This window comes from Neotamlana laminarinivorans, from assembly GCF_020523925.1.
In the GTDB taxonomy this organism is placed as follows: domain Bacteria; phylum Bacteroidota; class Bacteroidia; order Flavobacteriales; family Flavobacteriaceae; genus Neotamlana; species Neotamlana laminarinivorans.
The window spans coordinates 742,460-757,035 of sequence record NZ_JAJAPW010000001.1 but is presented as its reverse complement, the minus strand read 5'-3'; the positions used below and the strand labels follow the sequence as shown (position 1 = coordinate 757,035).

Here is a 14,576-nt window from a genome sequence, read left to right as displayed (position 1 = left end):
ACAATAATGAAAATCAAAAGTCTCTCAACCTTATTAATAGCATTATTTTCAACAGTCGTTTTAATAGCTCAAGATACCATTCCATTAACCAAAGGTTTAATGGTAGGTAGTACAAGTCAGGCTAGAAGAAGCATGATTTATAAAGATCCTGTTTTTCATAGTTTTATTACTCAAGAACATTATAAACCTAAAGAAAATGACAGCATTGGTTTAAATAGAAGAGATGAGGTTGAGCGATGGGAAATTGTTACTGCCGATGAAAAAGGTGTTTTTAAAAGCAGAAAACTACGCGGTGGTTATTTATTTATAACCTATAATTCCCCAGTAGAAGAGCTTCGTATTTTAGAAATATCTGGGCATAACGAGGTTTTTGTAAATGGTGTACCTCGTGGTGGTGATGTGTATAATAAGCACTTAACTTTTCATCCAATTCAAATAAAAAAAGGCGAGAATACATTTTTAGTAAAAGGTGGTCGCGGACAAGTAAATTTACAATTATTACCGGTGGTTAAACCTATTTCGTTTTTAAAACGAGATATGACAATTCCAGATTTTTTAACCACAGAAAACGATACCAAAATAGGTTCGGTTAGAATTTTAAATGCATCAAAAAACAGCTTAAAAAACCTAAAAATAGTTGCTGAAAGTAATGGTGAAGTTATAGAAACTAAAGCTGCGTCTATTATTCCAATGGCAATGCGTAAAGTAGCCTATAAGGTTAAAGATAATTATACTGAAAAAGACACGGTTAGAGTCCATTTAAAATTATATAACAATAATAAGTTAGTTGATGAAACCTCGGTTTTATATCACGTGCGTACACCGCAAGATCGTTATTCCAGAACATTTGTTTCAAACATTGACGGCAGTGTACAATATTTTTCAGTTAAAGAAGGCGATTTAAAAACAGATGAACAACCAGCGATGTTTTTATCCGTACACGGGGCAAGTGTTGAAGCTAGAAATCAAGCAGCGTCTTATAAAGCAAAAGATTGGGGACATGTTTTTGCTCCAACAAACCGCAGACCTTTTGGTTTCAATTGGGAAGATTGGGGCCGTTGGGATGCTATGGAAGTTCAAAAAATAGCTGAAGATATGTATGGCACAGACCCAAAACGAACCTATTTAACAGGGCATTCTATGGGTGGTCATGGTACTTGGCATTTAGGCGCTACCTTTCCTAATAAATGGGCTGCTATTGCACCAATTTCGGGTTGGTATTCCTTGTTTTCGTATGCTGGAAAAGAGAAAGCGGAAAACGAATCGGCTATTGAACATATGTTTACGCGTTCTAATTATGCGAGTCATACTTTAGAATTATCTAGAAACTATTTACATCACGGCGTTTATATTCAACATGGCGATGCCGATGAGGTAGTTTCGGTAGATCAAGCACGTTTTATGAAAAAGCATTTAGCAGAGTTTCATCCAGATTTTGCCTATTTAGAATATGAAGATAAAAAGCATTGGTTTGGTATTGATTTCCACACCATTTTCGATTATTTTAAATGGCATACCATTCCATATAACGATGCGGTAAAAACTTTTGAGTTTAAAACGGTAAATCCAGGTGTGTCTTCAGAAAGTAGATATGTAAGCTTATATCAACAAGAAAAATTGTTTGAGTTTACAAGTATAAAAGGCACTCAAAACGTAAGAACCGAAAAACAAATAAAAAAGAATGAAGTTTTAAAAACGAGACACATTTCTTTTGAAACCGAAAACTTAAAAAAGTTTAAAGTTAATCTTGAACATACTAAAGCTTCAGACACTGTAAATATTACAATTGATGGTGTTAAGTTTAATAATATTGATGCTAAAAACAAGAATGATATTTGGTTTGAAAAATTAAATGATTCTTGGAAAATAGCAGAAGCTCCTAGCAATACGTTCGAGAAAAACCCAACACGCTACGGTAATTTTAAAGAAGCGTTTAAAAACAATATGCTGTTTGTTTATGGTACAAAAGGAACTACTGCCGAAAACAATTGGGCGTTTAATAAAGCCCGTTTTGATGCCGAAACATTCTATTACCGAGGTAATGGCTCTATCGATATCATTTCAGATAAAGAGTTTTCACTTAAAAAATATAAAGATCGTTCGGTTATCCTTTACGGAAATGCTTCAACAAACAGCGCTTGGAAAGTATTGTTGAAAGATAGTCCGGTGCAAGTAAAACGCAACGAAATTAAAGTTGGAAACAAAATACTAAAAGGTGATAATTATAGCGCCTATTTAACTTACCCAAGAACGGATAGTAAAACGGCGTCAATTGCGGTAATTACAGGTACGGGAATAAACGGGTTTAAATCGGCCAACCAAAACAAATACTTTGGTTCTGGAACAGATACTCCCGATGTTATAATTTTTAATAATACCATTTATAATGACGGTGTTAATGCTGTGGAAGCCATTGGGTATTACGGTAATGATTGGAGTTTAGAAAACGGCGAAATTGAATGGAAAAACTAAGGTTTATGTTTATTAAAATATCAAATAACTTAAAACTTAGTTTACTGCTAATTATAGCCATTAGCTTTGCATGGTCTTGTAAGCAAAACGTTGAAAAAAAGGTGATTTCTGAAACTAATGAAAAGCCTAATTTCATATTTATTTTAGTAGATGATTTAGGTAAAGAATGGTTTACAAGCTATGGAGCTTCAGAAATTAATACCCCAAATATTGATGCCTTAGTTAATACGAGTATAAAATTCAATAATGTATATTCAATGCCACAATGTACACCAAGTCGTGTGGCTTTAATTACAGGTCAGTATCCTTACCAAAATGGTTGGGTTAACCATTACGATGTGCCTCGTTGGGGACATGGTGCTAATTTTGATGCCGATAAAAACCCAAGTTTTGCCAAAGCTTTACAAGAATCGGGTTACAAAACTTGTATTGCTGGTAAATGGCAAATAAACGATTTTAGAATAGAGCCAAATGTGATGCAAAAAACAGGTTTCGATGAATTTTGCATGTGGACAGGTTACGAATCGGGTAATAAACCAAGCGATAAACGCTATTGGAATCCTTATATTTTCACAAAAGAAGGTAGTAAAACCTACGAAGGTAAATTCGGTCCAGATCTGTTTTCAGATTTTGTAATCGATTTTATGAATACCAATAATAACAATCCGTTTTGTATTTATTATCCAATGGTTTTAACGCATTCACCTTTTGTTCATACGCCTCTAGAGCCAAACGTAAAAACAAAATATGAAAAGCATAGAGCCATGGTGCGTTATACCGATTTTATCATTGGAAAAATTCTAGATAATCTTGAAATATCAGGCTTGGCAAAAAACACTTATGTGGTTTTAACTACAGACAACGGTACGTCGCCATCAATTATTGGTAAAAGAAACGGAAAGTATATTAGAGGCGGAAAAGCTTATTTAACCGAAAACGGGATTAATGCACCCTTCATTGTAAAAACACCAGATAATAAACATTTTGAAACCGATGCTCTGGTCGATTTTACGGATATGTTTCCAACGTTCTTAGAATTAGCAGGTGCCACAAACAACGAACATTTAAATCTTGATGGCCATTCGTTTGCTAAAGTTTTAACCGAAAAAGCATCAAGGACTAACAGAGATTATATTTTGTCTATGGGTGGTTTGCCGGGGCATATTAATAAAGATGGTTGGCTTGTGAATGCGTTGCAATTTAGAGATCGTGTATTGCGAAACGAGCAGTATAAAGTATATGTTGATACGCTTCAAAAAGTACACAGAATTTACAATTTAAAAGAAGATCCTTACGAAACTATAAACTTAATTGATGACGCTAATTTACAATCTGTAGTAAGCGAATTTCAAACAAAAGTTGATGCTTTGCCAAGTTTAGATAATAATCCGAAGTATACTAAAACAAAAGGTTTACGAACAGATGTAGATTTAAAATTTTTAGACAAAGCTGCAGAGCGTATTAAGCACAGAAAAAATAATATGATGGGCTTAGCTACCGAAGAGCAATTTTTAAAGTTGAGTACTACACCAGTCGAACATAAAAAATAAAATATTTCAATTTTGAATAATATTAAACACATAGTTTTCGCTATCGTGTTTTTAAGTTTCAACTTAAATGCACAACATAAAATTTACATATCTCCAAATGGTAACGATGCTAATTTGGGAACTAAAACAGAGCCTTTAGCTACTTTAATTGGAGCTAGAAATGCAATAAGGCTTTTAAAGGAAAATCAATCGTTTAAAACACAAGCTTTCACGGTAATTGTCAAAGACGGATTGTATGTTATGAAAGCGCCTTTGGAGTTATTTCCAGAAGACAGTGGAACGGAAGAATACCCAATAATTTATAAAGCAGAAGAAGGTGCACATCCTGTTTTTAGTGGAGGCAAAACAATTTCAAATTTTATTGAAACAGAAACCGGATTGTGGCAAACTAAAGTTCCGGAATCGGTGTATTACAACTGGAAATTCGATCAGTTATACGTTAATAATAACCGAGCGACTTTAGCTAAAACACCAAACCAAGGTTTTATTAAAATAGATACAGTTTTTCAAAACATTTGGAAACAAGGTAAATCTAAAGTTGCAGAACGTGCCGAACAAATTATTTATTTAGATAGTAACGGCGCAAAAGCTTTGCAAAATATAAAGCCAAACGAACTTAAAAATGTACGTTTTAAAGCCTATCATAAATGGGATTATACGTTAAGGCATATTGATGATTTTATTGCCGATAACAGCAAAATAGTAACTTCAGGAAAAGGTATGAAACCTTGGAATCCGTTAAAAAAGGATAGACGCATAATTCTTGAAAACTACGAAGCCGCACTTGATGCTCCCGGTGAATGGTTTTTAAAAGATAACGGCATTTTACTTTACAAACCCAAGGATGGTGAAACCATTAATAATACCGAGTTTATTGCTCCCGTTTTGGGGAATTTAATAACAATTGCAGGTAATGCTAGTGAAAATAAGTATGTACAGTATGTTAATTTTGAAGGCTTAATCTTTAAACATTGTCATTATAAAATACCTCCAACAGGTTCCGAGCCTAATCAGGCGGCAGCTATTTTAAATGCAGCCATTCTGGTTGAAAATGCCAAGCATATAAATATAAGCAATTGCGAAGTTTCAAATATTGGTCAGCATGCGGTTTGGTTTGGTAAAGGTTGTAGCTATTCATCAATCAATAAAACATACATTCATAACATTGGTGGCGGTGGTGTTTATTTGGGCGATTTTAAACCGTTGCAAAACGAGCTTCATACACATCACATTTCAGTAGAAAATAATATTATAAAATCTGGTGGGCAAGAATTTCCGGCAGCCGTTGGTGTTTGGGTTGGACATAGTTCAGACAACACGATAACTCATAACGATATTGGTAACTTTTTCTATACCGGAGTTTCTGTTGGTTGGGTTTGGGGTTATAAACCAAGTTTAGCAAAACGTAACACAATTTCTTATAATCATATACATCATATTGGTTGGGCTTTATTAAGCGATATGGCCGGAATTTATACTTTGGGAGCTTCAGAAGGTACGGTGGTCGAAAATAATTTGATTCATCATATACATTCGTATTCTTACGGTGGCTGGGGCATGTATGCCGACGAAGGTTCTACAGGAATTGTGTTTAAAAACAACTTAGTTTATAGTACAAAAACTGGCGGATTTCAGCAAAACTATGGAAAGCATAATGTTGTAAAAAATAACATTTTAGCCTTTGCAAAAAAATATCAATTGCAATGTACAATTCCAGAAAAGCATAAGTCGTTTACCTTCACAAATAATATTATAATTTTTAACGAAGGTATGGTGGCCAAAGGCGCTTGGGATACTGTAGTTGCAGAGATTGACAAGAATATATATTGGAATAGTAGTAGTACCAATTATAACTTTAATAACCATAATTTTAAAGAATGGAAAGCTTTAGGATTCGATAAACATAGCCTAATTACTAAGCCATATTTTAAAGATGCAGAAGCTTTTAATTTTAGCTTTAAAAGAAAAAAGAATTATAAGAAAATTGGGTTTAAACCTTTTAATTATTCGGAAGCTGGAATTTATGGCGATGACGCTTGGATTGAAAAATCTAAACTAAAACCCGAAATAACCGAAGCTTTTGATAAAGCGGTTGAAACCAACATGAAAATGAAAATAAAACGATAACCATGAAAAACTACCTAACGCTCTTACTTTTAGCAGTTCTTTTTGCGAGCTGCTCCCATCAAAAACCATCTTTTACCAAAGAAGATATTTCAATAATACCAAAGCCTTCAAGCATACAACTTCATGAAAATGCTTTCGAGTTCGAGTCTAAAACCAAATTAGTAGTTACCGAAGATGCGCATAAAAAAGCAGCTAACTATTTAAAAGGATTATTTAGTACTTCTGCAGGGTTCGAGTTTAGCGAATCAACATCAAAAACAGCTGCAGCTGTAATTTTTGAAACGGTAGAAGGTTTAAAAGAAGGGGCGTATAAATTAGTGGTAAATCCGTCGCAAATTATTATTTCGGCTTCCGAAGAAAGCGGATTTTTTAATGGTGTTCAAACCATTCGTCAATTATTGCCTGCAGAAATAGAAAGTACGAGCGAGGTTTCAGTAAATTGGTATGTACCATGTTTAAGTATTGAAGACGAGCCGCGTTTTAAATGGCGAGGTATGCATAACGATTTTAGTCGTCATTTTATTGATATAGATGAGGTTAAATCTTTTTTAGATTACCTAGCGCTTTATAAAATGAACATTTATCACATGCATTTAACTGACGATCAAGGTTGGAGAATTGAGATTAAACAATATCCTTTATTAACCGAAAAAGGAGCGTGGAGAACACCAAACAATCAAGACACGATTTGTATGGAACGCGCCGAAGAAAATAAACTTTATACCATTGATGAAGCTAAGTTTAAAACTATTGATGGTGAGCGTAAATACGGTGGTTTCTTTACCCAAGAACAAATAAAAGAAATAGTGGCTTACGCCGATGAAAGATGTATTACCGTGGTTCCAGAAATTGATATGCCAGGGCATTTTAAAGCAGCTATAGATAATTATCCGTTTTTATCATGTACTGGAGAGTCGGGTTGGGATACTGTTTTTACGCACCCGTCATGTTTAGGAAAAGACACGACTTACGAGTTTATGAAAAATGTATTAAGCGAAGTTGTCGATTTATTTCCTTACGAATATATTCATATTGGAGGTGATGAGGTTAATATAGCCTCATGGAAAGTTTGTCCGCATTGCCAAAAAGCAATAAAAGATAATAACCTAAAAGATGAACACGAACTACAGTCGTTTTTTAATCGTGATATTGAGCAGTTTTTACATTCAAAAGGAAAAAAACTTATGGGATGGGACGAAATTGTTGAAGGTGGTTTAACCAAAGATGCAGCCGTAATGTGGTGGAGAGGCTGGAGACCAGAAGCACCTAAAAAAGCGGCCGAAAATGGTAACGAATTGGTAATTACACCAACCGATGCCTATTATTTCGATTATTTAAATGAAGGAAATACTTTAGAGAAAATTTATAATTACGAACCCGTTCCAGAAAACTTTACAGCCGAAGAAGAAGCTAAAGTTTTAGGTATTCAAGCCAATTTATGGTCTGAGTGGATTCCAAGTTTTAAACGCTTACAATATCAAGCATTTCCACGTATGTTAGCGGTGGCAGAAAATGCTTGGGCATCAAAAGAAAATAAAGATTTTGAAGCTTTTAATTCGCGCGTTGAAAAACAATACCCAAGGTTAGATGAGCTAGGAGTATATTATTACATCCCTATTGTAAAAGGCTTAGATAAAACCATGGCTATGGTTGATAGTACAAAAGTTAAGTTGGAATTAGCTTATCCTTTAGAAGGTGTAGATATTTATTACACAACAGATGGTTCTGTACCAACAAAGGAAACTACAAAATATACAGAACCTTTCATCGTTAATGATACTATAGAGATTAAAGCTCGAGCATACAAAGGTGATATATTTAACGATATTAAAAAAACCAAAGTAGAGAAAAAGGAGTATATAACATCTACAGAAATTAAACCAAGTAAAAAAGGACTTAAACGTTTTTTAATATCAGGAAAACTTAAAAAAGTGGAAGATATTGAACTCAAAGATACAGCAAAATGGGAAGCTGTAGATAGCGTTGATATTGCAGATTTTAAAGGAAAAAAGCCGGTTAATATGGTGTTTTCTGGTTATATAAAAGCCGAAAAAGACGGAATTTATCAGTTTGAAACAAGATCGGATGGGGGCGATTATTTATACATTGGAGATACATTAGTTGTAGATAATAGCGGTTGGCACGGACCAAGAAAACGCTACGGTAATGTGGCATTAAAAGCAGGTTGGCATCCTATTACCATTAAATACCGATCTAGTGATAATCCTAGAGTTATAAATGCATGGTTTGGTTTACAAGGAGAGGAAAAACAATTAATAAACTCAATAAATACAGGATTTTAAATTTTTATGAAGAATAGCACTTACCTACTAGTGTTTTTGAGCTTTGCAATAATAGCATGCAAATCACCAGAAAAAAAAGAAAAAGTAACACCAGAAAAAGAAAAAAGAAAACTTACAAGTTACGTAAATACCTTTACTGGTACAGATGGACCAGGAAATACCTATCCAGGTGCGGTAGCTCCGTTTGGTATGGTACAATTAAGCCCAGATAATGGTTTACCAGGCTGGGACAGAATTGCAGGTTATTTTTATCCAGATTCTACCATTGCAGGTTTTAGTCATACGCATCTTTCGGGAACTGGAGCTGGCGATATGTACGATTTATTAGTAATGCCATTAAATAGTAAGTTTACAGAAAGTTTAACTAAAGAAGGCGATTATAGACCTTATTCAAAGTTTTCTCATGATAGAGAAGAAGCTAGTCCAGGTTACTATTCGGTAGATTTATTAAGTTCAGGTATTAAAGCTGAATTGACCACTACAGAACGAGTAGGTTTTCATCAATATACGTTTCCAAAAGATGATAAAAGTCAAATTATTCTTGATTTAGGCTATAGTTTAAATTGGGATAAACCTATGGAAACTAAAATAACTATTGAGGATAAGCAAACTATTGTAGGTTACCGAAAATCTAAAGGTTGGGCAGCAGACCAGCGTGTGTATTTTGTTATGCAATTTTCTAAACCTTTTGATAAAGCTCAGTTATTTAATAAATCGAAAGAAATTAAAGGAGATAGTATAACAGGTCAGTTTACAAAAATAATAGCCCATTATAAAACTAAAGCTAATGAACAGATTAAGGTAAAAGTAGCTTTATCTTCTGCAAGTATTAATGGAGCTAGAAAAAACCTTGAATCAGAATTACCACATTGGGATTTTGAAAAAACAGTAGAACAAGCAGATGCTGCTTGGGAGAAAGAACTTTCAAAAATAACTATTGAAGGTACAGAAGCTCAAAAAGAATTATTTTACACTAATATGTACCATGTGTTTTTAACACCATCATTACACAGCGATGTCGATGGTGCATATAAAGGAGCAGACGGCGAAAATCATATTGCTAAAGATTACAATAAATACGATACATTCTCGCTTTGGGATACCTTTAGAGCAACACACCCTTTATATACTATTATATCTCAAAAAGAAACCGAAGATATGATAAAGTCGTTTTTATCTCATTACGAAGAAACAGGCTTACTTCCTGTGTGGTCTTTAGCAGGAAACGAAACTAATATGATGATTGGTTATCATGCGGTTCCTGTAATTGTTGATGCTTATTTTAAAGGTATTCCTATGGATGCCCAAAAAGCTCTAGAGGCTTGTATTGCTTCAGCTAATGAAGATGGAAGACAAATTGATTTATATAAAAAACTAGGTTATGTGCCTACAGGAGAGCATCATGAAAATTGGTCGGTTTCAAAAACTTTAGAATATGCTTATAACGATTGGTGTATTGCCAAATTAGCTAAAGATTTGGGAAATTTTGACGCTCACAGAGAGTTTACCAAACGAGCTGAGAATTGGAGAAACTTATATGATGAAAAATCTACTTTCTTTAGACCTAAAGATGATAAAGGAAACTTTATTAGTCCGTTTTCTGCAAAAGAATATACTAAAGAATTTTGTGAAAGTAACGGATGGCAATATTTTTGGTTCGTACCACATGATATTTCAGGTCTAGAACTAACTGTTGGTAAAGAAAAATTTGCAGCCAAACTAGATTCTATGTTTACATATTATCCTGAAAAAAACGATAAATTGCCTATTTTTAGTACAGGAATGATTGGGCAATATGCACACGGTAACGAGCCAAGTCATCACGTGGCCTATTTATACAATGAAATAGGGCAGCCTTGGAAAACCCAAGAAATGGTACGTAAAATTATTAAAACCCAATATAGTACAAAACCAGATGGTTATTGTGGTAATGAAGATTGTGGGCAAATGAGTGCTTGGTTAGTGTTTTCTTCTATTGGGTTATACCCTATAAATCCAGCCGAAGCTGTTTATAGTATTACAGCACCAACTGTAGAAGCGGCAACTATTAATTTAGAAAACGGCAAAACGTTTAAAATTACAACAGAAAATCAATCTGAAGAGAATACCTATATTCAATCTATGAGTATAAACGGTAAACCAATAAATGAATTTACTATAAAGCACCATACGTTAATGTTAGGAGGCGAACTTCACATTGTTTTAGGGCCAAAACCTAATGAATATTTGTAACAAAAACTAAACAGATGAATTATAAAAACTACAGAAAATTAACACTAATATTTTTATCATTTTTTATAATTTCATCCTGTAAAAAGGAAGTACCAAAAACACTTCTTAAAGGCAAAGTATCAATAATTCCCTTACCTAAAGCACAAAATTTAGGTGAGGGATTTTTTATTTTAAATGAAGACAGCCAAGTATCAGTAGAGAATGAATCACAGTTAAAAATAGCTAGTCATTTTTTTGAATTAATTGAAGAGTCTTTAGGGTTTTCCACAGAAGTTAAAATTCAAAATACAGGTGCAAATATTCAATTTTTTACCGATGCTTCATTACCAAAAGAAGGTTATCAGTTAATCGTCAGTCAAGAAAAAATTATATTAAAAGCATCACAAGAGCAAGGTTTTTTCTATGGTTTACAAACTTTAAAACAACTTTTTCCGCCATCATTTCATAATATAAATGCGCCAGAAAATATAGAATGGGGTATTCCAGTAGTAACTATTAATGATGAACCTGAGTTTAAATGGCGCGGCTATATGTTAGATGTGTCTCGACACTTTTTTGATAAAGAAAAAATTAAGGAAGTTTTAGATTTTATGTCAGAGCTTAAATTAAACCGGTTTCATTGGCATTTAGCAGACGATCAAGGTTGGCGAATTGAAATTAAAAAATTCCCAAAATTAACCGAGGTAGGTGCATGGCGAGTAGATTATAATACCACAGACGAAACGGTATCTAATTGGTGGGGCAGACCTAAACAAAAACCAGGAGAGAAAGCCACATATGGCGGTTTTTATACACAAGAGGACATAAAAGAAATTGTAGCTTACGCAAAACAACTACAGATAGAGATTATTCCAGAAATAGATATGCCAGGGCATTCCATGGCAGCCATAACGGCTTATCCTGAAATTTCATGTGCCAAACAACCATTTTATGTGGCAACAGGAGGAATTGTAAATAACAATACTTATTGCCCTGCAAAGGAAAAAACATACCAATTTATTGAAGGTGTTTTAACCGAAGTTATGGATCTTTTTCCGTATAAATACATACATATTGGAGGAGACGAATGTAATAAAGATGCATGGAAAAACGATCTGAACTGTAAACAACTCATGAAGGATGAAAACTTAGCAAATATGCATGAATTGCAAAGTTATTTTATAAAACGTGTTGAAAAAAATATTAATGCCCATGGCAAAAATATGATTGGCTGGGACGAAATTTTAGAAGGTGGTTTAGCTCCAAATGCAACTGTTATGTCTTGGCGTGGCGAAAAAGGTGGTATTGCTGCTGCTAAACAAGGGCATGATGTGGTTATGACACCTTTTAAATACTGTTATTTAGATTTAAAGCAAGGTGATGACGACTTAGAGCCAAATCTTGGGTATTCGCATAGTTTTTTAAAAGATACTTATAATTACAAAGTTATTTCAGATAGTTTAACAATTGATGACGCGAAACATATATTAGGTGTTCAAGGGAATTTATGGACCGAATCTATAAGCGATTGGAGCAAGTTAACCTATATGACGTTTCCTCGTTTATATGCCGTTGCTGAAAATGGATGGACTAGCCAAAAATTGCAAAACTGGGATAATTTTATAGAGCGTTTACTATATCAGTTTAAAAAGCTAGAAGCTCAAGAAACACGATATGCAACTAGTGCTTTTAATGTTAAAATAAACCATGAAGGGCATCCAAAAGCGCAAGAAATTGAAGTTTCATTAGAAACCGAAGTTGATGGTTTAGATATTTATTATACCACTGATGGTTCACTTCCTACAGAAGCTTCAATTAAATACACAACCCCATTTGTTTTAAAAGAAACTAAAACTGTAAAAGCGACAGCCTATAAAAATAATACTCAAGTTGCCAATATATCTCAGCAAAAATTTCCTATTCATAAGGGGTGTGATGCCAAACTTAAAATCATTTCAAAAGGTAATTCAAATGCAAATAGGCAAAAATTAACCGATTTAAATTATGCTAAATTGGTAAAATACAACGAAAATTGGGTTACAATTAATGACGATTTTGAGGCTGTTTTAAACTTTAAAGAAGAAACGGAAGTAAGTCACGTTGATATTACGTGGTTAAGATTTACTATTGGCTGTGTATATTCACCAGAAAACATAGAGGTTTTAGGCAGTTTAAACGGTAAAGATTATTCCAGTTTATCTAATTTAAATCAGCTAAAAATTAGCCATACACAGGGAAGAAATAAGATAGAAAGTAACTTAAGTTTTAAAGCAACTTCCGTAAAATTTTTAAAAATAAAAGCTAAGCGTGTTAATCCAATTCCAAAAGAACACCACTGCAAAGATGTAGCATCTAAACTTATGTTGGATGAAATTGTTGTTTATTAATTTTAAACCAACTGATTATTTAGTCGAAAAAAATAATAGTTTACAGTAAATGAATACTAATTTATAGTATTAAATTTTTTATGTTTTTAGTTTTATAAAAACTAAATTAACTATTCATGACGCGAATTAAATCTTTACTTTTTACACTTTCATTTGTTTTTTTAACAGCTTGTACAAATAATTTAAAAATTGTAGAAGAATCAACAATTAAAATATCTTCAGAATTTAAAACTGTTGAAACATTACAGGAATTTAAAACATATTTAGATAAAGATAGTGTAAATATTAAATTAAAACCGGGTAACTATCAAATCGATAAAGCCAATAATATCCGGTTTTTAAGAATAACAGGCAATAACTCACATTTCGATTTAACAGATGTTCGTTTTATGGTTGATACAGATTTGTTTAGTCGTAAAGATTTAGCAAAAAGTAATGATGGAAATAGCATGTATTGTGCTATTGAAATTTCTGGAAAAAATGTAATTTTTCAAGGCTTATACATTGAAACTTATGGCAATAAATCTGGTATACAAAGTAAAAATAAAATATTTAACCTAGTTGGAGATAACATTACACTTAAAAACATAGAGGTAAGAACAGCGGGTTCCAATCCATACGGTTATGGCAGTTTATTTGGTTTAGGTGGTGGAGATGTAAAAAAAATGAATGGCATTCGTGTTGGTTATCCTGCAAAAAATGTAAAATTATTAGGTTGTAAAGTACATATGCGAGCTATGGGGCACGCTATATTTTTACAAGGAGCAGAGAATACCATTATAGAAGATTGCCATGTAGATGGTTTATTAAGAACAACCGATGATATTTTAAAAGAAACATCTGGTTATATGTTTGACAAGGATTTTTTTGCTAAAAAACCTAAACACAAGCATAAACCAGGTTACGTAGAGGGTACAACAATTGGTTTAGATGGAAAAATTTTACCAGGAGAAATTATTTCGTTAAGCGAAGACGGTATTCGCATGTACCCAGAATATAATGGGCATCAAACAAAAAATACTATAATTAAAAACTGTACAGTTTTTCAAATGCGTAGAGGCATTTGTACAGGCTTAAATAAGTCTGGAGATAAAGTTATAAATTGTGAAGTACGCGATTGTGTAACAACTGGTTTTAATGTTGGTAATAATGATACATTAACAAATTGTAGGGCAAACGCCAAATTTGCTGAAGCTTTTGGTGTGCCATATACAAATGCCAAAAACGCTTATGTAGATATGAATATTTTAGATAGCAGAAATGGTATAGCTAATAATATGCTTGCAAAAATTAATGGATTAAACCACGATATTTTAATTAAAACAAATAATGAAGATTTTATTCCTAAAGATATGGTTATAAAATTTTCGGTATGGGAGGGTTATGGTAATTTTAATCCCAAAGCCAATATGCACGCTACTAATATTAAGTTACAAAACGAAACTCAAGCAACAGTAATATTGTATCCTGGAAACAAAAACTTAAATATTAATAGTAAAGGCCCTGTGAAAGCAATGCAAAATTAA

The 14,576-nt window shown here is 33.2% G+C and carries 7 protein-coding genes; all 7 read left to right on the top strand.

The window, feature by feature from the left end:
* The first annotated feature begins 6 nt into the window (after positions 1-6).
* Positions 7-2,472 (top strand): prolyl oligopeptidase family serine peptidase, encoded by a 2,466-nt coding sequence (locus tag LG649_RS03425; protein ID WP_226540915.1) that lies wholly within the window; start codon positions 7-9, stop codon positions 2,470-2,472.
* Complete coding sequence (locus tag LG649_RS03420) at positions 2,460-4,022, top strand: sulfatase-like hydrolase/transferase (protein WP_226540913.1); 1,563 nt, start codon at positions 2,460-2,462, stop codon at positions 4,020-4,022. Before LG649_RS03425 ends, LG649_RS03420 begins: the two co-directional genes overlap by 13 nt.
* A 12-nt stretch (positions 4,023-4,034) precedes the next feature.
* Positions 4,035-6,149: a right-handed parallel beta-helix repeat-containing protein gene (locus LG649_RS03415; RefSeq protein WP_226540911.1), complete on the top strand. Its 2,115-nt coding sequence runs from the start codon at positions 4,035-4,037 to the stop codon at positions 6,147-6,149.
* A gap of 2 nt (positions 6,150-6,151) precedes the next feature.
* On the top strand, positions 6,152-8,452 hold the full coding sequence (locus LG649_RS03410) for a family 20 glycosylhydrolase (RefSeq protein WP_226540909.1): 2,301 nt from the start codon (positions 6,152-6,154) through the stop codon (positions 8,450-8,452).
* Positions 8,453-8,458: 6 nt separating this feature from the next.
* Positions 8,459-10,684, top strand: coding sequence for a GH92 family glycosyl hydrolase (locus LG649_RS03405; protein WP_226540908.1), 2,226 nt, complete (start codon positions 8,459-8,461; stop codon positions 10,682-10,684).
* 14 nt (positions 10,685-10,698) lie between these two features.
* Positions 10,699-13,050, top strand: coding sequence for a beta-N-acetylhexosaminidase (locus LG649_RS03400; RefSeq protein WP_226540906.1), 2,352 nt, complete (start codon positions 10,699-10,701; stop codon positions 13,048-13,050).
* Between the two features lie 116 nt (positions 13,051-13,166).
* Entirely contained in the window at positions 13,167-14,576 is a 1,410-nt protein-coding gene (locus LG649_RS03395) for a hypothetical protein (protein ID WP_226540904.1), read from the top strand.